Here is a 21,671-nt window from a genome sequence, read left to right as displayed (position 1 = left end):
CCTTCCAGGCGTGCATCCGGGGGATGTTCGCGCCCTCGTCTCCCACGATAGGGGAAGCGGTCCTGATGTGCGCGTCGGGGCCGCGGGTGGCCGCCGGCCCGTCATTCCTCCTCTCGGGGCTCCTGGTGCGGCGTGCCGTTCATGGTCTGCCTGAGCCGCGCGAGCCGCAGGTAGACCGTGCGGCGGGCCCGGTTCTGGTTGCCCAGCGGCCGGTGTTCGGGCAGGGCGTGCCAGGGGTTGAAGGACAGCCGGTCGGCGCGGGCGAACTGGTCGGCCGGATCGCACTCCTGCCGGTGCAGGCGCAAGGTGGCCACCGGCACGAACGGCGAGAGGCGTTCGGGCCACACGACGGACGCGTTCTCGACGGGCATGCGGTGGGCGTCCGTCTGCACCTGGACGAGGAAGTCGAAGCAGACGTCGCGTTCCCGCAGTGCGGCGGCCAGGGCCTGCCGCAGGTAGTCGTCGGGCGGGCGGCTGGGCACCCGGCTGCGGGTCGCCTCGCGGGGCACGAGGGAGTACTGCATGGCCTGGCCCTCCCCGAGCAGGTACGGTGCGCAGCTCCAGTAGCGGGCCTCCAGCGGGCTGGTCTGGGTCCTCGCGTAGAGCCCCTGCATGATCATGTCGCAGAGGTGCGGGTGGCGGGGGTCGAGGAAGTACAGGACCGGGGTGCCCGCGAAGACGTGCCGTTGCAGCCGGAGGTTCTCGACGACGTCGGGCGTGGTGAAGGCCGGCGCGCTGATGCCGGTGAAGTCCTGGGTCCACCGCTCGTCGTCGAGCAGCTTCTCGCCGTCGACGCCGAGGAGTTTGACGCCGATGCTGAGGACGCCGTTGTCCTTGATGTCGGGCGGCGCGAGGGGGCCGGGACCGGCGAAGCGGACCCAGGAGCGGTAGGTGGCGGGGGTGCGGAACACGCCGTGCCGCAGCCGTGCGGGCAGGTCGTCGCGGACGGTGAAGTCCGCGTGGACGACCCCGTGGGTCTTGGTGTTGCCGGCCCGTTGGGCCTGACCCGGCCGGTACTGGCGCCGGACGAAGCGGGCCATCTGCTGTGCGATGGCCTCGGCGACGGCCTCCTCGTTCGGCACGGGCCGCTCTTCGGCGAGGCCCAGGTGTTCGTCCCGGCGGCGTACGTTGACGCACCACTGCACGGCGGCCTGGAGGGGCCGCAGCAGCGTCCGGTCGAACAGCGGGCGCACGTAGGGGTCGACGCGCCGCTCCAGCAGGACGCATCCGAGGACCGCGTCGTTGAGGCGCTGCCCGGCGTTCACTGCCGGCCGTCCCCGGGTGCGGCCGTGCAGAGGTAGTGCAGCGCCGTCAGACCCGGCAGGAAGAAGTAGGCGCCGCCCCGCACGGTGACGAACTGCGGGAGGCCGACGTGGCGGGTGCGGAAGGGCCTGCCCTGCTCGGTGAAGGTCGCGCGGCGTTCCTGGCGCGGCGCGACGATCGGGTCGGGGCCGTCGTGGAGTCCGTTGAAGTTCGGGTTGTCGAGCCAGGTGTGCTGGATGAACTCGAACTGGCGGGAGATGTTGGCGTTCAGTGCGAGGAAGTGCAGTCCGCGTGCGTCCGGGCCGTCCCCCGTGCCGTCGGGGCCGTAGGGCCGGCCGCGGCGGAGCAGCCGGTGGCGGCGTCCGACGGCGACGGAGTCGGCGGAACCGGGGCGCGGGTCGAGGGAGTCGCGGGGGTTGGCGCGGCGGATGTGGGCGCCGAGCGGGCAGCGCAGACCGGCCGGATCCGTGGCGTGGTAGCCGAAGCCGTTGTCCGTGGCCAGTGCGGGGTCGTCGTGGTCGGGCGCCCGGACCAGGGGGGCGCCGCCGGGCCAGCGTCCCACCATGCGCGCGGCGAGCGCCTCCTGTGCGGCGGGGTCGCTGCTGCCGTCGGGACGCCGTGTCTCCGCTTCGAGGTAGTCCCGGAAGGCCTCGACGTCCTGGTGGAGCTGCCGGAAGACGAGGTAGCTGCCGTTGCGCCCGAGATCCGCGCCGCCCTCGGGGGCGCGGGGCAGCAGGCCGAGGGGGTCGCGGCGGGGCGGCAGCAGCGGGCGGTCCGTCAGCAGCCCGTACTCGTTGGGGTAGCCGAGGAGGAACTCCCCGGCGCGGACGATCTGCTGTCCGGGGTCCGTGTCCCCGTCGCCCGCTGCCGCCGCGGCCTTGGGCAGACCTTCGACAAGGGGCTGGGAGATGCCGTCGCGGAAGCCGAAGGGCTCCTGGTCGGCCAGCTCGGCGGTGCCCAGCCGTACGGTCTCGGTGAACGCGCCGGGGACCAGGACCTCGCTGCGGATCTCGGCCTCCAGTCGCCGCAGCCGCTGCCCGTCGCGCGCGTAGAGCATCACCAGGACGTGCACCGGCGGGCCGGCCGGGCCGCCCCACCTCCAGTGCCGGGGAGCGCTCTCCCCGACGTCCCCGAGGAAGCGGCTGCGGTCGGGTTCGGTCATGCCTGCGACGAACTCGTACGGGAATCCGTCCCGTTCCGGTGTGTCCAGTCCCAGACGCCGCAGGCCGTCCGAGGTGAGGGCCACGTGGACGGCGGTGTCCGCCGGATCGGAGCGGCTGTTCGGCACGCGGGGCGCCAGTCGCCCCAGTGCGGCACGGGCGCCGGCCGCCGGCCCGGCGGTGGCGAGCACCAGGAAGCAGGCCGAGGCCAGGGTGCGGTAGCCGCGGGTGACCAGGCCCTGGATGTCGTCGAGTTCCAGCGGCGGCGTCATGGTGTCACCCTTCCTTCGAGCCCTTCAGAACAGGGCCAGCCAGGCCTCCGTCTCGGCGGGGCCGAGCTGCCCGAAGAGGCCCGACCGGATGCGGGCGTTGATCTCTAGGTCGTGCGCGGTCGAGGTGTCGTACGCGGAGTACCAGACCTGCGTGGGCACCTGGTGGCACCGCAGGTAGTCCTTGAAGGCCTGCTCGTCCCTGGCGCCGTCCAGCACGAGCCACCGCGTGCGCGGATAGCCGCGGCCGTTGCTGAAGACGGCGTTGAGTCCCCAGGCCACCTTGTCGATGAAGTCGTCCATGTAGCTTTCGAGGCTGCCGTCGTAGTCGCTGGCGAAGATCACCCGCCGTTTCCCGTCGGTGAACAGCCAGCGGGCGAAGTGGATGGTCTTGACCCCGGCGAGGTTCCCCCGGTCGAAGAGGTGGCGGACGCCGTAGTCCACGGCGAACAGGACGGCGGTGAGCGTGAGCCGCCGGAACGGGCCGGCCTTGACCGAGCCGACGGCGGTGAACGGGTTCTGCGCCACGAAGTCCTCGCAGCCCGCGAGTTCGCGGATGCGGTCGTGGGCCGGACGGGCGCGGTCGGGGACGTCACGGCGTTCGTGCCGCCTGAGCAGGACGGCCCAGACCGGCAGGGCGACCACGAGCGGCGGCAGCAGCGCCAGGGCGGCCAGCGGAACCCCGACCAGGTGGGCGGCCCGGCGGAGCCGCCACCCGAGCGGGGGCGGCGGGGGCCCGGTGCGCGCCCAGGCGAGGTCCTCGCGGCCTGCGACGTACTCCTGGACGGCGGCCCTGATCTCCACGGGGCTCCTGCCGGCCAGAGCCGGCCCGTTCCGGTCGAGGAAGTCCTCGATCACCTCGCGCAGCAGGGCCTCCTGTGCGATCTGCTGCCGCCCCCTGCCGACGGTGTTGACGTAGAACGCGGCGCAGGGCACCGCGTGGGCACGCAGCCATTCGGTCCGCGCGGTGTCCGGAAAGCCGCCTGCCGGATATCCGGCGCAGTGCCCGAACACCCGGTCCAGGCCGTCGCGCGCCGTGCGGACGAGATCGGCGAGGTGCGCCTCCGCGGGCCCGTCCACCTCGCTCATGTAGACGACGCTGGGCGGCATGTCCGCCGTGGCGCCGCCGGGTCCGCCGGGCACGAGGACGACGCGCGCGAAGTGCACGCCCGGTATCTCGGCGAAGGGGAACAGCTCGCCGGCCGTGGTCTTCCGCCCGGCCTCGTGCAGCAGGTTCCGCACCTCGGCGACCCGGTCCGGCGGCAGGGCGGCCCGGACGGTGACCGCCGTCTGATACGGCATCTTCAAGCACCTCCGCCTCCGCTCGGGACCTTCGGGTCCGCGCGTCCCGGAACGCCGGGCCGGAACCGGGGAGTTCGCGTCGTCCCCGGCAGACCTCGCGCGGGCAGCAAGGGACGGTGCGGGTGCGCTCGCGCGAGCAGCTCGGGTCCCCACGGGACGGAAGGGCCGGTCGGCGTCGATGTCGACGGGGTCGCTCATCGTGCGCCTCCGGCCCACTGCCGTGGACGCGCGATTCCGTGCACCGTCGCTACGCCCATCCTATTTCCACCCGTCCGTCCCCGGCATCCCGACGGCCGGTCCGGCACCTGGCTGAATGGTCAACAAAAGACGGAACGGTTCGCGAAGAACCTGGAACCGACCGGGACGACGGGCCCGTCCTCTCGTAACGGCCGGTCAATCCGCGCCGGGGACCTGGGCGGTTGACGCGGCGGCGCCCGGCACGGCCGCCCCGCGGGCCCGGCGGGAGGGGACCGCGCGCTGCCAGAACCCCAGGAGGACCGGGACGAGGGTCAGGGCGACCAGGACGCCGGTGACGGCCGCGCCCGCGGCGCACGGGTCCGTCCTCGTCAGCAGCGTGCACCGCTCGCCGACAGGCCGGCCAGGGCTGTGGCGACCGTGAGGCCGGCGGAGACGACGGCCGACCCCGCGGTACCGGCGGCGAGCCCCGCCGCCTCCTGCGGGGCGTGCCCCTCGGCCCGCCCCTCGCGGCAGCGGGAGACGGCGAACAGCGCGTAGTCGATGCCGACCGCGGGGCCGGGCACGGACGCCGGCGTCCCGGACGTCTCCGACAGGCCGAACGTGCTGGAGAGCGCCAGCGCCGTGCCGGCGGCCATGCCGACGCCCACCCCCGGCGACGGCCGTGAGCAGCGGGAGGCCGGCGGCCGCCAGCGAGCCGAAGGGCGCCACCAGCGCCACGGCGGCGACGGCCATGCCGATCGTCCCGGAGGCTCCGCCCGCGGACGGCCGGGTGGCCGGCGCGCTGCCGCCTGCCTCGACCGTCACGCCGCTGTCGCGTGCCCGGTCGACGGCGTGCCGCAGGGCCGTCCTCCCGGCGCCGGTGAGCTCGCCGGCCGGCACCGTGCAGGTGACGGTCGCGTACGCCGTCGTGGCGTCCCCGCTCCCCGCACTCGCGACCTGCGCGCCCCGGCCGGCCTCGGTCACGAACGCGTCAGGTCGAACGCCTTCCGCACCCCGATCCCCGGCATGAAGGACGTGCCGCTGTCCCTGACGGAGGCGGCACGGCCCAGCCGGCAGAGGAGGGTAGCCACGAGTCGGTGACTTCCGGTCGGAATCGGGTACCGCTCCAGCCTCGCGTCACCGCCGCCGTGGATGTGCCCGTGGCGCGCCGCTCAGCGCAGCGGGACCGTCACCTCCCCCGTGCCGGTGGCGCTCGCCGCGCCGGCGACGCGCACGGTGAAGGGGCGGTCGGTGCCGTCCACGGTGACGCGCAGCAGGTCGCCGTCGCGGCGGACGTGGAACACCGCGGCCGGCGCCCCCGTCAGGTCGGGGACGCTCACCTGGCGGGTGTACGTCTGCGCGTCCGACGGGTGGACCAGCAGGACCAGGTCGTCGAGCCAGTCGCCGTCGGGGCGCTGGTCGTCGGTGGCCAGCGGCAGTACGGCGCCCTCGCGGACGTAGAGCGGGAGGCTGTCGTAGCCGTGCCGTTCGGTGCGCCACACCGGGCCGGTGACCCGCTCGCCGCTGAGGAGGTGGGTCCAGGTGCCCTCGGGGAGGTAGACCTCCACCTCGCCGTCCTCGCTGAACACCGGGGCGACCAGGAGGTCGGCGCCCAGCATGTACTGGCGGTCGAGCGGGCGGCAGGCCGGCTCGTGCGGGAACTCCAGGACCATCGGCCGCATCACGGGGACACCGGTGCGGTGGGCCTCGGCGGAGGCGCCGTACAGGTAGGGCATGAGGCGGTGCTTGAGCAGGGTGAACCGCCGGGCGACGTCGACGGCCTCCTCACCGAACGCCCACGGCACCCGGTAGGACGACGATCCGTGCAGCCGGCTGTGGGAGGACAGCAGGCCGAAGGCCAGCCAGCGCTTGAAGACCGCCGGGTCGGGGGTGCCCTCGAAACCTCCGATGTCGTGGCTCCAGAACCCGAAACCGCTCAGCGACAGCGACAGGCCGCCCCGGAGCGACTCGGACATGGCCTCGAAGGACGACCAGCAGTCGCCGCCCCAGTGCACGGGGTACTGCTGGCCGCCCGCCGTCGCGGAGCGCGCGAAGAGCACGGCCTCGCCCTGTCCGCGCTCCTTCTCCAGGAGTTCGAACACGGTCCGGTTGTACAGGTGGGTGTAGTAGTTGTGCATCCGCTCCGGGTCGGAGCCGTCGTGCCAGACGACGTCGGTGGGGACGCGCTCGCCGAAGTCCGTCTTGAAGCAGTCCACGCCCTGGTCCAGCAGCGGCTTCAGCTTGGACTGGAACCAGGCGCGGGCGTCGGGGCTGGTGAAGTCGACCAGGCCCATGCCGGCCTGCCACAGGTCCCACTGCCACACGTCGCCGTCCGGCCGGCGCACCAGGTGGCCGAGCGCGGCGGCCTCCTCGAACAGCGGGGACTTCTGCGCGATGTACGGGTTGATCCAGGCGCTGATCTTCAGGCCCCTGGCCTTGAGCCGGGCGAGCATCCCCTCGGGGTCGGGGAAGACCTCGGGGTCCCACTCGAAGTCGCACCACTGGTACTCGCGCATCCAGAAGCAGTCGAAGTGGAAGACGGACAGCGGGATGCCGCGCTCGGCCATGCCGTCCACGAAGGACGTCACCGTCTGCTCGTCGTAGTCGGTGGTGAAGGACGTGGTCAGCCACAGGCCGAAGGACCAGGCGGGCGGCAGCGCCGGGCGGCCGGTGAGGGCGGTGTAGCGGGTGAGGACGTCCTTGGGGGTGGGGCCGGCGACGACGTAGTACTCCAGCGTCTGGTCCTCGACGCTGAACTGCACCTGTCCGACGGCCTCGGAGCCGACCTCGAAGGAGACCGCGCCGGGGTGGTTGACGAAGACGCCGTAGCCGCGTGAGGAGAGGTAGAAGGGGATGTTCTTGTAGGCCTGCTCGCTGCTGGTGCCGCCGTCGGCCTGCCAGATGTCGATCACCTGGCCGTTCTTGACGAACGGCGTGAAGCGCTCGCCGAGGCCGTAGATCTGCTCGCCGACGCCGAGTGCGAGCTGGGTGAGGACGTGGTGGGCGCCGTCGTCGGTGGTGGCGAACGCGGTGCCCTTGCGGCCCGCCCGGGTCAGCTCCCGCCCGTCCGCGTCGTGGAAGGTCAGCGACCACGGGGCGGCCCGGTCCAGGCGCAGGGTCAGCGGGCCGCTGGTCAGCTCGGTGACGGCGCCGTCCCGGCGGACCTCGCCCGCCCCGCCGGGCTCGGCCGCGAGGGCGAAGTCCGGTCCTGGACGGCGTTTGCCGGCGTGGTGGGTGACCCGCACGCCGATGACGCCCTCGGCGGGCGAGAAGCAGTCGACGGTGAGGAGCGGCGCGTTGAGCGTGTCCCCTCTGCGCGTCACCTTCTGCACGGAGGCATAGGCGGTGAAGCGCTTCGATTCGACGCGCACGTCACGCGCCTCGGTGGCGTACGCGACCTGCACACCGTCGCGGATGCGCCAGAACCCGTTGGTGAACTTCATGGTCTTCCTCGGGGGAGCGGGGCTGTTCGGCGGGGACGGCGGAGGCTGTCGCCCGGCGGGTTGATCGTACACAGAAGAAATCGTCATCGGGCGTGCCGCGCGCCGCAATCACCCCTGTGACCTGGAGTTTCTCCCTCGGGTAATCGAGTGCGACCACGCTGCGTAGCTGGACGAACACGCGTGGGGGTCTAGCGTGACACACGGGATTGACGTATTAGTCATCAGGCCAAACAAAAGACCCGGCGACGAAGCCGGGCACACGACAGCAAGGGCCGCAGCATGTCGAAGCGCTTCAATCGCATTCCTGAGAGGTCCCCGGTCGCCCGGCGCCGGGGACGCTCCCGCAGGGCCGTGGCACCACTCACCGCCGTGTCGGTCCTGGTCGCCGGGGCGGCCCTGACCGGATGCGGTCAGCAGCGTGACGGCGACGTCTTCACCGTGATGAACTCGTCGACCGACGAGACCTACCACCGCTGGGACGCCGAGGCGATGGGCCGCTGCGGCAAGCAGCTCGGCGTCACCATCGAGCAGCAGAGCGTCCCGGCCGCGCAGGTGATGACGAAGGCACTGCGCATGGCGTCCTCGAAGTCGCTGCCCGACATCGTCCAGTTCGACGCCTCCGAGATGCCGACGTTCGCCGAGGCGGGCGGCCTGGTCGACCTCAGGACGCTCGGACTGAGCACCCGGGACATCCCCCAGGGCATCGTGAACTTCGGCTCGTACAAGGGCACGTACTACGGCGCGGCCCGGTCGGTGAACACCCTGGCGCTGTTCTACAACAAGGACGTCCTCGACCGGGCCGGCGTGCGGGTCCCCACCACCTGGGACGAGCTGCGCGAGGCCGCGAAGAAGCTCACCGGCGGCAAGCGGTACGGACTGGCGCTCAGCGCGGGCGGCGCGGAGGACGGCGTCTTCCAGTTCACGCCGTTCATGTGGTCCAACGGCGGCGACGAGACGAAGCTGGACAGCCCGCAGGTCGCCGGCGCGCTCGACTACTGGAAGACCCTGCTGGCGGACGGCTCGCTGTCGAAGTCGACGGTCAGCTGGACACAGGCGGACGTCAACGACCAGTTCATGGCCGGCAACGCGGCGATGATGATCAACGGCCCCTGGCAGGTCGAGACGCTCGACACCAAGAAGTCGCTGCACTGGGGCATCGCGAAGATCCCGGTCCCCCGGCCGGGCGCGGCCTCCGTCGGCCCGCTCGGCGGTGCCGTGCTCACCGTGCCCGACACCGGTGACAAGGCGCGGGAGAAGCGGGCGGGCCGGATCGTCGCCTGTCTGGCCAGTCAGAAGGAGCAGCTGACCTACGCGCTCAACAGCTGGATGGTCCCGGCCAACGCCAAGGCCGCCGCCGTGTGGCGCAAGCGGGTGCCCGAACTGGACGCGCTGGCCGACCAGGTCGCCGCCGCCCGGTCCCGCACCGCCAAGCTCGGCGCCGGCTGGCCGAGCGTGTCGCTCGCCCTCCAGAGCGCCTTCCAGTCCGCCCTGACCGGCCAGTCCAGCGAGGCCGCCCTGAAGCGCGCCCAGCAGCGGGCCACGAGCGGGAACTGAGGTAAGCCACCATGACCACGTCCATCGTCACCGCCCAGGCGCCCGGGACGGCGTCCCGGACGGCCACCGCGCCGGACCCGGCCCGGCTGCGCCGCCGCCGCAGACTGGCCCAGTGGGGGTTCGTCGCCCCCGCGGTCGTCTTCATGCTGCTGTTCTTCGGCTACCCGCTGGTCCGCAACGTCGTGATGAGCTTCCAGCACTTCACGCCGAAGACGTTCTTCACCGGCGACGCGCCCTTCAACGGCGCCGACAACTGGTCGAACGTGTTCCGGGACCCGCTGTTCGGCAAGGCGCTGTGGCACACCCTGGTCTTCACCGCCGGGTCGCTGCTCGGCCAGTTCTGCATCGGGCTCGCGCTCGCGGTGTTCTTCAGCCGCCGCTTCCCGCTGAACGGTGTCCTGCGGTCGCTGATCCTGCTGCCCTGGCTGGTGCCCATGGTGGTGTCCGGCATCGTGTGGCGCCGCATCCTCGACCAGGACACGGGCGTCCTGAACTCGTTCCTGGACACGCTCGGCCTCGGCGGTCACACCCCATGGCTGACCAGCCCCGGCATGGCCCTGCTGTCGGTGATCCTGGTCAACATCTGGATCGGCATCCCGTTCAACATGGTCATCCTCTACGGCGGTCTCCAGGAGATCCCCAAGGAGCTGTACGAGGCGGCCGCCCTGGACGGCGCCTCGGCCTGGCGGACCTTCCGCTCCATCACCCTTCCGCAGCTCAAGCCGGTGATCACGGTCGTCCTCGTGCTCGGCTTCATGTCGACGGTGAAGATCCTCGACCTGATCCTCGCGCTCACCGACGGCGGCCCGGCCGACGCCACCCAGACCCTGGGCACGCTGACCTACCAGAACTCCTTCGTACGGCTGGACTTCGGCGCGGGCGCGGTCGTCGGCAACGTACTCATCCTTGTCTCCGCGGTCTTCGCGGTGTTCTACCTGCGGGCCAACCGCACCGAGGGGAAGTGACGTCCATGGCCGCTCGCACGCCCACGACATCCGGGCGCCGCTGGGGTTCCACCATCGCCGGTGTGCTCATCCTGTGCGTGATGCTGTTCCCGCTGTACTGGATGCTCAACACCGCCCTGCAGCCCGCCTCGGGTCTGCTCCAGGTCGACCCGGTGCCCGGCAGCCTGGACCTGTCCGGCTTCTCCAAGGCCCTGGACGACCAGGGCGGTCACCTGCTGACCTCGCTGGTCGTCTCGCTCGGTGCGGTCGTCATCTGCCTCGCGGTCTCCGCCCCGGCGGCCTACGGGCTGGCCCGGTTCGGCCTGCGCGGCTCCCGGACGATCGTCTTCGGCACGCTGATCACCCAGATGGTGCCGGGCATCGTCATCGCCAACGCGCTCTACAACTCGTACGTCGACCTCGGCCTGGTCAACTCCTACTTCGGCCTGATGCTGGCGGACGCCTCGCTCGGCATCCCGTTCTCGATCGTGCTGATGCGGTCCTTCATGGTGTCGATCCCGGGCGAGGTGATCGAGGCCGCGCAGATGGACGGTGCCGGGCCGGTGCGGACGTTCCTGCGGGTCGTCCTGCCGATGAGCCGCAACTCGCTGATCACGTCGGGGCTGTTCGCCTTCCTCTTCTCGTGGAGCGACTTCATGTTCGCGCTCACGCTGAACACGACCGACGACGTCAAGCCGGTCACGCTGGGCATCTACCAGTACATCGGGGCCCACGTCGGCGACTGGGGCTCGGTGATGGCCGCCTCCGTGCTGTCCGCGGTGCCGGCGGCGATCCTGCTCGTGCTCGCCCAGAAGTACATCGCCGCCGGCATCACCGGCGGCTCCGTCAAGTGACCCGTCCCTGCGCACCCCTGGAAACGGCCTCCATGACTGACTCCCCCGACGCCACCGGCTTCCCCGGGTTCCCGCCCGGCTTCGTCTTCGGCGCCGCGACCGCCTCGTACCAGATCGAGGGCGCGGCCCGGGAGGACGGCCGCGGGCCGTCGATCTGGGACACCTACAGCCACACGCCGGGCCGGACGGCCAACGGCGACACCGGAGACGTGGCCTGCGACCACTACCACCGCTACCGGGAGGACGTGGCGCTGCTGCGCGACCTGGGTGTGGACTCGTACCGCTTCTCCGTCGCCTGGCCGCGGATCGTGCCCGACGGCACCGGCCCGGTGAACCCGAAGGGGCTGGACTTCTACTCCCGGCTCGTCGACGAGCTGCTCGCCGCCGGCATCGAACCGGCCGCCACCCTCTACCACTGGGACCTGCCGCAGGCCCTCGAGGACCGGGGCGGCTGGCGGGTGCGGGAGACGGCGGAGCGGTTCGCCGAGTACACGGCCGTCGTGGCCGGGCACCTGGGCGACCGGGTGCCGCGCTGGATCACGCTCAACGAGCCGTGGTGCAGCGCCTTCCTCGGCTACTCCGTGGGCCGGCACGCGCCCGGCGCCCGGGAGGGCCGGGGCGCGCTGGCCGCCGCCCACCACCTGCTGGTCGGCCACGGCCTGGCGGTCGGGGCGCTGCGGGCGGCCGGGGTGCGCGAGGTCGGCATCACCCTCAACCTCGACCGCAGCCTGCCGGCCGGCGACTCCCCCGCCGACCGCGCGGCCGTGGTCCGCGCCGACACCCAGCACAACCTGGTGTGGACCGAGCCGATCCTCGCGGGCCGCTACCCGGCCACCGAGGAGGAGACCTGGGGCGAGCTGATCACCGGGGCCGACTTCCGGCGGGACGGCGACCTGGAACTGATCTCGCGCCCGCTGGACTTCCTCGGCGTCAACTACTACCGGCCCATCGTGGTCGCCGACGCCCCGCACCGCGAGGCCGACCCGGCCCGGCGGGTGGCCACGGACAACCGCTACACGGAGGCCGGGCTGCCGGACGTGCGGCACACGGCGATGGGCTGGCCGGTGGACCCCGGCTCCTTCACCGACCTGCTGGTCCAGCTCAAGGAGCGGTACGGGGACGCGCTGCCGCCGGTCCACATCACGGAGAACGGCTCGGCGGAGGACGACACGCTCTCCGCGGACGGCGCGGTGCACGACACCGACCGGGTGGCCTACCTGCGCGACCACCTCACCGCGCTGCGCGCCGCGATGGACGCCGGCGTCGACGTCCGGGGTTACTACGTCTGGTCGCTGCTGGACAACTTCGAGTGGGCCCTCGGCTACGACAAGCGCTTCGGGATCGTCCGGGTCGACTACGACACCCAGCGACGCACGCCGAAGGACAGCTACCACTGGTACAAGGCGATGATCGCCGCGCAGCGGGGCTGACGCGGGTTCCCGGCGGATGCGCCGCGCCCGTCTTACGGAGTCGTGACGTGCGGGCGCGGCCTCCCGGCCCGGTGCGGGCGCGGGCCTAGCGTGAGGGCATGCGGGTACTGGTCACCGGCGGCGCCGGGTTCATCGGGTCACATGTGTGCGCGGCGCTCGCGGCGCGCGGGCACGAGGCGGTCGTGTTCGACGTGCGCACGGACCCGGCCGCCGACGTGCGTGATCCGGTGGCGGTCGCGCGGGCCGTGGCCGGTGTGGACGCCGTCTGCCACCAGGCCGCGATGGTCGGGCTCGGAACGGGGTTCGCGGACGCCGCGGAGTACGTCTCCCGCAACGACCTGGGCACCGCCGTACTCCTCGCGGCCATGGCCGGGGCCGGGGTACGGCGCCTGGTGCTGGCCGGGTCGATGGTCGTGTACGGCGAGGGACGGTACGTGTGCCCGCGCGACGGGGTCGTACGGCCGGGCCCGCGGGCCGTCGCCGATCTGGACGCGGGCCGGTTCGAGCCGCGCTGCCCGGTGTGCGGCGCGGAGCTGACGCCCGGGCTGGTCGGTGAGGACGCGCCGGCCGACCCGCGCAACGTGTACGCCACGACCAAGCTGGCGCAGGAGCACCTGGCCGCCGCCTGGGCCCGGTCGACCGGCGGCTGGGCCGTGTCGCTGCGCTACCACAACGTGTACGGACCCCGGATGCCCCGCGACACCCCGTACGCCGGCGTCGCCTCCTTCTTCCGGTCCGCGCTCGCCCGGGGCGAGGCGCCCCGCGTCTTCGAGGACGGGCGGCAGCGCCGGGACTTCGTGCATGTGCGGGACGTGGCCGCGGCCAACGTGGTGGCGCTGGAGGCGGGGTCCGCGCCGGGTGCGCTGACCGCGTACAACACCGGCAGCGGCGAGCCGCACACCGTCGGGGAGATGGCCCGCGCGCTGGCCGGCGCCCACGGCGGTCCCGCACCGGTCGTCACCGGCGAGTACCGGCTGGGCGACGTACGGCACATCACCGCCGACTCCTCCCGGCTGCGGGCCGAACTGGGCTGGAAGCCGCAGGTCGGCTTCGAGGAGGGCATGCGCGAGTTCGCGGCCTCGCGGTGACGGGCCCGAAGGGGGCCCTCTTCAGGGGGCCGCCGGGAGCGTGACCTCGAAGCGGCAGCCGCCGGGGATGTTCCGTACGGTGGCCCGGCCCCGGTGGGCCTCCACGATGCCGCGCACGATGGCGAGGCCCAGACCCGCGCCGGCCGGCGGGGTGCGGGCGTGGGTGCCGCGCCAGCCGGTGTCGAACACACGGGGCAGATCCTCCTCCGGGATGCCGCCGCAGCCGTCCGTCACGGAGAGCACCACACCGTCGGGCGAGCGCCCGGCTGCGACGGCGACGGTGCCGTCGGCGGGCGTCCGGCGGATGGCGTTGACCAGCAGGTTGCCCAGGACGCGGCTCATCTCCTTGGCGTCGACCTCGACCGGGACCGGCTCCACCCGGTCGCCGACCAGCCGTACGCCGTGGGCGCGGGCGAGCGGGTCGGCTCCCGCGAGGGCGTCGCCGACGAGGTCGTGCAGCGAGATCCGGGCCGGGCTCAGCGGGAGCGTGCCGGCGTGGATGCGGGAGAGTTCGAAGAGGTCGCCGACCATGTCGTTGAGGCGTTCGACCTCGGTGCGGATCTGCTTCAGATAGCGGCCGGGGTCGTCGGCGACGCCGTCCTCCAGGGCCTCCGACATGGCGCGCAGACCGGCGAGCGGGGTGCGCAGGTCGTGGGAGATCCAGGCGACGAGTTCCCGGCGCGAGGTCTCCAGCAGGCGCTCCCGTTCCCGGGACTCGGCGAGTCTCGCGCTGGTGGCCGCCAGTTCGCGGCTCAGTCCGGCCAGTTCGGCGGTGGCCGGGCCCTCGGGGGCGGCGAAGTCGCCGGCCTCGCCGAACGAGCGTGCCGCCATGGCGAGTTCATGGCTGCGGGCGACGACCCAGCGGCCCAGTACCAGCGCGGTCGCCAGGGAGACCACCGCCGCCATGGCGACGACCATCGTGACCACGCTCAGGTCGTGGGGGGACAGGAACATCGCCCGGGCGACGGCGAGGGTGCCGGCCAGCACGCCGCCCACGCCGACCGCCGCGATCACGGCGAGGGACACGGTCAGCGAGCGGCGCCGCAGCATGCGCAGCGCGGCGGCCCCGGCCAGGCCCGTGACGGCGGCCCCGCCGAAGGCGAGCAGGGCGATGAGGACGGTGTCGCGCACGTCAGCCCTCTCCTTCCGCGCCGCCCGGCTCGAAGCGGTAGCCGACGCCCCACACGGTCTGGATCAGGCGCGGCCGGGCGGGGTCGTCCTCGACCTTGCCGCGCAGCCGGCGGATGTGGACGGTCACCGTGGACAGGTCGCCGAAGTCCCAGCCCCACACCTCGCGCATCAGGTCCTCCCGGCTGTAGGCCCTGCCGGGGTGCCGCAGGAAGAAGGCGAGGAGGTCGAACTCCCGCAGGGTGAGCGCGAGTTCGCTGCCGTTCCGGGTGGCGCGGCGGGCGGCCGGGTCGACGGTGACACCGGCCGCGGCCAGCGGACCTGCGCCCGTGCCGGGCAGCGCGCGGCGGAGCACCGACCGGACCCTGAGGACCAGTTCGCGGGGGCTGAACGGCTTGGTCACGTAGTCGTCGGCGCCGACCTCCAGGCCCGTGACGCGGTCGTCCTCGTCACCGCGGGCGGTGAGCATGACGACGGGGACGGGGGCCCGTGCGCGCAGCCGCCGGCACACCTCCAGTCCGTCCATGCCGGGCAGCATCAGGTCCAGCACCACCAGGTCCGGCCAGTGCGCGGCGGCACGGGTGAGGGCGGCCGGGCCGTCGGCGGCGCGGTCGACCACGTAGCCGGCGCGGCCGAGGTATCCGGCGACGATCTCGGCGACGGTCGCGTCGTCGTCCACGACCAGGATCCGGGCGGTGCCGGGGACGGACACGGGGTCCGGTGCGGCGGGGCCGGGTGCGGTCCCGTCCATGGCCGGGCGCCCGGCGGGCAGGTGCGGCTGCTGCATGCCTCCAGCCTGGCACCGGGCCGCGGCGGGCGTCGCGCCCCTGGCCCGGTCCCGGCCCGGACGTCCGCGTTTCGTAAGCAGCGTCGGCCCGATATGCCCGGTTCGCATTCGTAGGGTGAACGGCGTGACCCCCTCATCACCCTCACCGGCGGCGAGCGTGGACGTGGTGCTGCCCTGCCTGGACGAGGCGGAGGCCCTGCCCTGGGTGCTCGCGAGGATCCCGGCGGGCTGGCGCGCCCTCGTGGTCGACAACGGCTCCACCGACGGCTCGGCGGACATCGCGCGCGCCCTCGGCGCGACCGTCGTGCACGAGTCGCGGCGCGGTTTCGGCGCCGCCTGCCACGCCGGGCTGACCGCCGCCACCGCCGACGTCGTCTGCTTCTGCGACTGCGACGCCTCCTTCGACCCCGGGCATCTCGTGCCCTTCGTCCGGGACGTCCTCGACGGCCGGGCCGACCTGGTCCTGGGCCGGCGGCGGGCGCGGACCCCGCGCGCCTGGCCCGCGCACGCCCGGGCCGGCAACTTCGCGCTCGCGCGGCTGCTGCGCCGCCGCACCGGGCTGCGGCTGCACGACCTCGGCCCGCTGCGCGCCGCCCGCCGGGAGCCGCTGCTCGCGCTCGGCCTGAGCGACCGGCGCAGCGGCTATCCGCTCCAGATGGTGGTGCGCGCGGCCGACGCGGGCTGGCGGATCGCCGAGCACGACGTGCCGTACCTGCCGCGCGTCGGCGCCTCCAAGGTCACGGGCACCTGGCGCGGCACCTGGCAGGCGGTGCGGGACATGAGCCGCGTCCTGGCCGAGCCGCCGGCCGGCGGGAGGACCGCACCGTGACCACGCTGCTCGTGATCGCCAAGGAACCGCTGCCGGGGCGCGTCAAGACGCGGCTCACCCCGCCGTTCAGCCCGGCGGAGGCGGCGGCGCTCGCCGAGGCCGCGCTCGCCGACACCCTGCGGGCCGTCGCGGCGGCCCCCGCGACCCGGCGCGTCCTGGTGCTGGACGGGAGCCCCGGCCCCTGGCTGCCGCCCGGCTTCGACGTCGTACCGCAGTGCGCGGGCGGGCTCGACCTGCGGCTGGCCGACGCGTTCGCGCGGTGCGCCGGTCCCGCCCTGCTCATCGGCATGGACACCCCGCAGGTGACTCCGGAGCTGCTCACCGTGGATTTCGCGGGGTACGACGCGTGCTTCGGTCCCGCGGAGGACGGCGGCTTCTGGGCGCTGGGACTGGCCGAGCCCGACCCGGCCCTGCTGCGGGGCGTGCCCATGTCGACGCCGTGGACGGGTGCCGTCCAGCGGCGGCGGCTGGTGGCCGCGGGGCTGCGGGTGCGCGCACTGCCCCGGCTGCGGGACGTGGACACGGCCGCCGACGCGGTGGCGGTCGCCGCCCGGGCGCCGCACGGCCGGTTCGCCGCCCGGCTGGCCCGGTGCACCGCGCACACCGCCGGGCCCGGGGCCGGGCGATGAGCACCCCGCCGGCCGTCCCCTGGGGCGGGGCCGGTCCCTACGCCGCCGCCCTGCGCACCGGGCGCGGCCCGCTGTTCCTGCGCCGGACCGACGGCTGGCTGCTGCCGCTGGAGGTCGAACGCTGGTGCGCGCGGGCGGACCCGGTCGACCGGGCGGTGCTGGACCGGTGCGAGGGCGCCGTGCTCGACATCGGCTGCGGACCGGGGCGGCTGGTGGCGGAGCTCGCCGCCCGGGGCCGTACCGTCCTCGGCATCGACGTCAGCGAGGCCGCCGTCCACCACACCGTGCGGCTCGGCGGCCAGGCGCTGCGGCGCTCGGTGTTCGAGCCGCTGCCCGGCGAGGGGCGCTGGGGCACCGTGCTGCTCATGGACGGCAACGTCGGCATCGGGGGCGACCCGCGCGCCCTGCTGGACCGGGTGGCCCGGCTGCTGCGGCCCGGCGGCCTGCTGATCGCCGAGACGGCCGCGGTGGACGTCGACGAACGGTCCGAGGTACGCCTCGTCGACGGCACCGGCGCGGAGACGGGCGCCATCGGCCCGGAGACGGACGGCCGCGGCGTGGGGGCCCGCGGCGACGGTGCCTTTCCGTGGGCGCGGCTCGGTACGCCGGCCCTGCTGCGGTACGCGGGCCGGGCGGGCTGGCGGACCGTCGGTCAGTGGACTTCCGGCCCGCGCCGTTTCGCCGCCCTGCGCAGCCGCGGTCCCCGCAGCGCGAGCAGCAGCGCCGAACCGGCGAACAGCACCGCGCTGATCAGCAGCCAGCGGGCGAGGAACCCGTCGGCCGACAGGCCGGTGGCGGACCGGTAGGGCCGGTCCACCATGCCGGTGATCAGCGGGAACCACACGAGCAGCAGCAGTCCGGACAGCGCGGCCGGGACCCGGACGTACATGGTCCCCTCCCGCCGCCCGGTGGCGCCGAGGGCGCGGACGACCGCCCGGTCCGCGACCGCGTACAGCGGCAGCAGCACGAGATCGTGCAGCAGGGCCGCGCCGACCAGCCATACGGCGACGGCCTGCCAGTCGCCCGCGAACAGCCGTACGCCGGCATAGCCGGCGAGCGCGAACGAGCAGGCCAGCAGCAGGATCTGCAAGGGGCTGCCGAGGGTCGGGCGCGGGCGCATCACAGCTCTCCGAAGGTCAGCCGGGCCACCCACTTGGTGTTCAGCACCCCGGGCGCCGCGGGCACGATGATCCGCGCCGGACGGCCGTGGTCGGGGGACAGCTCCTCGCCGTTGACGTACAGGGCGAGCAGGGAGCGCGGGTCGGCCACCTGGTTGGCGCGCAGGGCGGCCCGGCGGAAGGCCCCGCGCCGCTGGAGCGACTCCACGAACAGGTCCGGCGGGTCGCCGTCGTACCCGACCAGCGCCGCGAGGTCGCGCAGCCGCACGCCACGCCACCACTGGTCGTCCGTCGACCAGCCCTCGACGCAGGCGATGGGCAGCGCCGAGCTGTGCAGCGGCATGCGCAGCAGCTGGGCGCGGCTGAGGCGGACCGTTCCGGTGCGCCCCGTGACGACGAGCCGCCATGCCTCCTCGCCGGTCTCCGCCGCGTCGATCCCGGCGTACGCGGCCGTCTTGTTGATCTGGAAGCCGTTCGGCCCGCCGCCGGGATCGGCTCCGCCGTGCGGGGCGAGGAGGGCGGTGCGCCGCAGCACGCCCCCGATGCTCTGGCCGGCGGTGGTGACGAGGAGCAGCAGCGAGGCACCCCCGACGAACCACAGCGCCCCGCGCCGGGACACCGTCGGCGGCAGCGGGCGGGGGGACACCAGCGCCCCCGGCTCCGGCGCGCGGGACACCGGCTCCCCGCGCTCCGCGCGCCGTCGGCGCAGGCTCCGTACGGCGGTCGGCAGCTTCAGCGCCGCGTGCGCCGCGAACGCGGCGAAGAACACCCAGGCGCCGTAGAAGTGCAGCGGGTAGAAGGAGCCGGGGAAGACGTAGTCGAGCTGGACGTTCAGGACGCCGGTGGTGAACTCGAACAGCCCGCCGCCGACGAGGAGGAGCAGGGAGATCCGCTCCAGGGCGTGCGCGAGCGAGCGGGCCGGGGGCAGGGCGAACAGCCTCGGCACGACCGACCAGAGCTTGGCCAGCAGCACCGGGATCAGGGTGATCCCGAGGGTCACGTGCAGACCCTGGGTGAGCCGGTACAGCCAGTACGGGTCCGTCGGCCAGGCGAAGAGGTAGAAGCCCAGGATCCCCTTGTCCGGCGTCTGGTCGTTCACCCGTGCGAGGTCCGGGTTGTAGGCGGCGTAGGACACCAGGCCCGTCACGAACAGCACCGTGATGCCCACCAGCAGCACGACGCCGAGCACCGAGGTGAACCACGGACCGCGCAGCGGGCTGCGCCAGAATCCGGGCGAGGAGGGGAGCCGCGGGTCGTCGTCTCGCATGTTCCGACGGTAGGCCGGAAACACCCCGGACCGGGGGTGCGGCCCATGACGAAACGCTGACGTCGGGCCGCCGGTCCCCTCGTTCGCCCGGTCGCCGCCCTAGCGTTCCGGTGTGACCCAGCCTCCCCCGCGTGACCGGTGCGCCGGCCCGCGCGCCGATCTCCGCGCCGCGTCGGCCGCCGCCCTGCTCGTCCTCGTCGCCGTGCTGGTCGGCCGGCACATCCAGGACACCCGGCGCACCCTGTTCGTGCACTGGCCGCCGCTGCTGGCCGAATGGGACCCGCACGTGGGCCCGGGCACCCCGGCCGCCGTCCTGGTGGCGGCCGCCGTGGTGGCGTACGGGCCCGCCGTCGCCGCACGGCTGCCGTGGCGGGGGCTGCTCCTCGCGGCCTGGGCCACGGCGCTGGCCTGGACGTGGTCGCTGGCGCTGGTCGACGGCTGGCGGCGGGGCGTGGCCGGGCGGCTCACCACCCGCAACGAGTACCTGACGGTGATCGGCCGCTTCCACGACCTCCCGGCCGCGCTGCGCGACTTCACCCACCACATCGTCAGCGGCTCCCCCGGCCCCTGGCCCGCGCACGTCGCCGGGCACCCCCCGGCGGCCACCGTCACCTTCGTCCTGCTGGACCGGGCCGGGCTGCGCGGCGGCGGCTGGGCCGGTGCCTGGTGCGTCACCGTCGGCGCGACCGCCTGCGTGGCGGTACTGGTGGCGGTGCGGGCACTGGCCGACGAGCGCCTGGCCCGGCGGGCGGCGCCGTTCCTCGCCCTGGCCCCGGCCGCCGTGTGGGTGGGGGTCTCGGCCGACGGCTACTTCGCCGCGGTCGCCGCCTGGTCGGTGGCCCTGCTGGCCCTGGCGGTCACCGGGCGGTCCGTGGCCTGGGCGGCGGGCAGCGGGCTGCTGTACGGCCTGACCTGCTACCTCTCGTACGGCCTGACGCTCTTCGCGCTGATCGGGGCGGCGGTGCTGGTGGCGGGACGGCGCCGGCCGCGACCGCTCCTGGCGGTCCTCTTCCTGGCCGGGGCGGCGGTCGTCCCGACGGTGTTCACGCTGGCCGGGTTCGACTGGTGGGAGGGGTACCGGCTGCTGGTGACGCGCTACTACCAGGGCGTCGGCGGCATCCGCCCCTACGGCTACTGGGTGTGGGCCAACCTGGCCTGCACGGTGCTGATCACCGGTCTGGCCACGGCGGCGGGGATACGGCGGACGGGCCTGTCCCTGGCCCGCAGCCGCACGGCCGCCTCCGCCGAGTCCCGGCTCGCCCTCCTGGTCGCGGGGGCCCTGGTCGCCCTGCTGGTCGCCGACCTGTCCGGCATGAGCAAGGCGGAGACGGAACGCATCTGGCTGCCCTTCGCGATGTGGCTGCTCCCGGCGTGCGCGCTCCTCACCCGCCCACGCGGCTGGCTCACCGCCCAGGCGGCGCTCGCACTCCTGCTGAACCACCTTCTGCTCACCGGCTGGTGAACCGGCCCGCGGGGGCGTCGGCCGTGGCGGGCGCCGGGGCCACGGTCCCCGGAGCGCCCGAGCGCACGGGCCGGACAGCACCACCCGCCGGCCGTCCGACCGCGCGGCGCACGGCACGGACAGCCCCGGCCCCGCCCGGCCGTCACCGGTCCGGGCGTGGCCGGGGACGGCCGTTGACGGCAGCGGGCCCTTCCGTGTCGGCCGGGTGCCCCGCCAGGGTGCCCCGCGGCGTCCGCGCTCAGGCCTCCGGGCCGGGCCTCGTCGTGCGGAAGCGGCGGTACAGCACCGTGCCGCCCATCAGTGAGGCCACGCTCGCGGCGGCCGCCGCCCAGGTGGTCTCCGTTCCGGTGTGCGCCAGGGTGCCGGGCGGCTGGTGGCGTACGACGGGCGGGGTCGGCCGCGGCGCCGGGTGGGTGGCGGGCGGTTCCTGGGGCCGCGGGGGCTCGGAACGCACCGGCGGCGGGGTGACCCGCGTGGGCGGCTTGGACGGGGTGGTCCGGCCGGGCTCCTCGGGGTGGCCCGGGGCGTTCACGGAGGTGTTGCCGAAGACGGGGTTGCCGACCCCGACCACGTTCACGCTGTTGCCGCTGACGTTGACGGGCAGGTCGACCGGCAACTGGATGCCGTTGCCCGAGACCAGGCCCGGCGAGTCCTGGGTGCGGGCGTGGGCCGTCGCCCCGCTCGGCGCCGCGGGCTGCTCCTTCCCCCCGGTGTGGCCGCCGCCCTCGTTGGCGCACGTGTTGCCCATGGCGGGGTTGAGCAGCCCCGCCACGTTCACGGTGTTCCCGCAGGCGTTCACCGGGAGGTGCACCGGCAACTGGATGCCGTTGCCCGAGATCAGCCCGGGCGAGCCGCCCGCGGAACCGTCCGCGGCGGAGTCGGCGTACACCGGTCCCGCCACTGCCATCGCGCCGGACGCGGCGGCGATGGCGATCACACTGTTTCGGGTAGCCCGTTTCATCGGTTC

General features: G+C 74.1%; 17 protein-coding genes and 1 pseudogene. 9 read left to right on the top strand and 9 right to left on the bottom strand.

What is annotated here, in order from left to right:
* Positions 1-101: 101 nt before the first annotated feature.
* The 5 genes and pseudogenes from ACZ5DC_RS05585 to yicI all read right to left on the bottom strand — a co-directional run bounded on the left by ACZ5DC_RS05585 (position 102) and on the right by yicI (position 7,614).
* A complete protein-coding gene (locus ACZ5DC_RS05585; protein ID WP_468649644.1) occupies positions 102-1,265 on the bottom strand; it encodes a catalase family protein in 1,164 nt (387 codons plus the stop codon).
* Positions 1,262-2,695 (bottom strand): Dyp-type peroxidase, encoded by a 1,434-nt coding sequence (locus tag ACZ5DC_RS05580; protein WP_468649642.1) that lies wholly within the window; start codon positions 2,693-2,695, stop codon positions 1,262-1,264. Before ACZ5DC_RS05580 ends, ACZ5DC_RS05585 begins: the two co-directional genes overlap by 4 nt.
* Positions 2,696-2,719: 24 nt before the next feature.
* Positions 2,720-3,994 carry a hypothetical protein gene (locus ACZ5DC_RS05575; RefSeq protein ID WP_468649640.1) on the bottom strand — a complete coding sequence of 425 codons (1,275 nt, stop codon included), beginning with the start codon at positions 3,992-3,994 and terminating at the stop codon, positions 2,720-2,722.
* A 450-nt stretch (positions 3,995-4,444) separates the two neighbouring features.
* A pseudogene (locus ACZ5DC_RS05570) lies at positions 4,445-5,262 on the bottom strand (MMPL family transporter); the annotation flags it as partial.
* Positions 5,263-5,343: 81 nt separating this feature from the next.
* Positions 5,344-7,614, bottom strand: a complete 2,271-nt coding sequence (gene yicI / locus ACZ5DC_RS05565) for an alpha-xylosidase (protein ID WP_468649638.1) — start codon at positions 7,612-7,614, stop codon at positions 5,344-5,346.
* A 279-nt stretch (positions 7,615-7,893) separates the two neighbouring features.
* Between yicI and ACZ5DC_RS05560 the strand changes: the two genes are divergently transcribed.
* From ACZ5DC_RS05560 to ACZ5DC_RS05540, 5 genes are all read left to right on the top strand, one after another.
* Positions 7,894-9,168 (top strand): ABC transporter substrate-binding protein, encoded by a 1,275-nt coding sequence (locus ACZ5DC_RS05560; RefSeq protein ID WP_468649636.1) that lies wholly within the window; start codon positions 7,894-7,896, stop codon positions 9,166-9,168.
* Positions 9,169-9,179: 11 nt separating this feature from the next.
* Positions 9,180-10,133 (top strand): carbohydrate ABC transporter permease, encoded by a 954-nt coding sequence (locus tag ACZ5DC_RS05555; RefSeq protein WP_366748939.1) that lies wholly within the window; start codon positions 9,180-9,182, stop codon positions 10,131-10,133.
* A 5-nt stretch (positions 10,134-10,138) separates the two neighbouring features.
* A complete protein-coding gene (locus tag ACZ5DC_RS05550) occupies positions 10,139-10,966 on the top strand; it encodes a carbohydrate ABC transporter permease (RefSeq protein WP_356343181.1) in 828 nt (275 codons plus the stop codon).
* A gap of 32 nt (positions 10,967-10,998) precedes the next feature.
* Complete coding sequence (locus ACZ5DC_RS05545) at positions 10,999-12,396, top strand: GH1 family beta-glucosidase (protein ID WP_468649633.1); 1,398 nt, start codon at positions 10,999-11,001, stop codon at positions 12,394-12,396.
* A gap of 98 nt (positions 12,397-12,494) precedes the next feature.
* Entirely contained in the window at positions 12,495-13,484 is a 990-nt protein-coding gene (locus tag ACZ5DC_RS05540; protein WP_468649631.1) for an NAD-dependent epimerase/dehydratase family protein, read from the top strand.
* Positions 13,485-13,505: 21 nt separating this feature from the next.
* Here the strand turns inward: ACZ5DC_RS05540 and ACZ5DC_RS05535 are convergent, their stop codons facing one another.
* Both ACZ5DC_RS05535 and ACZ5DC_RS05530 read right to left on the bottom strand, forming a co-directional pair.
* Positions 13,506-14,615, bottom strand: a complete 1,110-nt coding sequence (locus ACZ5DC_RS05535; protein WP_468649629.1) for a sensor histidine kinase — start codon at positions 14,613-14,615, stop codon at positions 13,506-13,508.
* Between the two features lies 1 nt (position 14,616).
* Positions 14,617-15,399 carry a response regulator transcription factor gene (locus ACZ5DC_RS05530; protein WP_468649627.1) on the bottom strand — a complete coding sequence of 261 codons (783 nt, stop codon included), beginning with the start codon at positions 15,397-15,399 and terminating at the stop codon, positions 14,617-14,619.
* Between the two features lie 124 nt (positions 15,400-15,523).
* On the opposite strand from ACZ5DC_RS05530, the gene ACZ5DC_RS05525 reads away from it, so the two are divergent.
* From ACZ5DC_RS05525 to ACZ5DC_RS05515, 3 genes are read left to right on the top strand one after another with little or no spacing between them, the layout of a single operon-like run.
* Positions 15,524-16,228, top strand: coding sequence for a glycosyltransferase family 2 protein (locus ACZ5DC_RS05525; protein WP_468649625.1), 705 nt, complete (start codon positions 15,524-15,526; stop codon positions 16,226-16,228).
* A complete protein-coding gene (locus tag ACZ5DC_RS05520; protein ID WP_468649623.1) occupies positions 16,225-16,857 on the top strand; it encodes a TIGR04282 family arsenosugar biosynthesis glycosyltransferase in 633 nt (210 codons plus the stop codon). The genes ACZ5DC_RS05525 and ACZ5DC_RS05520 overlap by 4 nt, the downstream gene beginning before the upstream one ends.
* On the top strand, positions 16,854-17,663 hold the full coding sequence (locus ACZ5DC_RS05515) for a class I SAM-dependent methyltransferase (RefSeq protein ID WP_468649622.1): 810 nt from the start codon (positions 16,854-16,856) through the stop codon (positions 17,661-17,663). Before ACZ5DC_RS05520 ends, ACZ5DC_RS05515 begins: the two co-directional genes overlap by 4 nt.
* A 313-nt stretch (positions 17,664-17,976) precedes the next feature.
* Here the strand turns inward: ACZ5DC_RS05515 and ACZ5DC_RS05510 are convergent, their stop codons facing one another.
* Positions 17,977-19,242 carry a molybdopterin-dependent oxidoreductase gene (locus ACZ5DC_RS05510; protein ID WP_468649620.1) on the bottom strand — a complete coding sequence of 422 codons (1,266 nt, stop codon included), beginning with the start codon at positions 19,240-19,242 and terminating at the stop codon, positions 17,977-17,979.
* Positions 19,243-19,354: 112 nt separating this feature from the next.
* On the opposite strand from ACZ5DC_RS05510, the gene ACZ5DC_RS05505 reads away from it, so the two are divergent.
* A complete protein-coding gene (locus ACZ5DC_RS05505) occupies positions 19,355-20,704 on the top strand; it encodes a hypothetical protein (RefSeq protein ID WP_468649618.1) in 1,350 nt (449 codons plus the stop codon).
* 238 nt (positions 20,705-20,942) lie between these two features.
* Here ACZ5DC_RS05505 and ACZ5DC_RS05500 read toward each other — a convergent pair whose 3' ends face one another.
* On the bottom strand, positions 20,943-21,641 hold the full coding sequence (locus ACZ5DC_RS05500) for a chaplin (RefSeq protein ID WP_468649616.1): 699 nt from the start codon (positions 21,639-21,641) through the stop codon (positions 20,943-20,945).
* Between the last annotated feature and the right edge of the window lie 30 nt (positions 21,642-21,671).

Source organism: Streptomyces sp. NPDC031445 (assembly GCF_055581365.1).
Note: the sequence above shows the minus strand (reverse complement) of the source record. Positions and strands in the feature narration are given on the sequence as shown.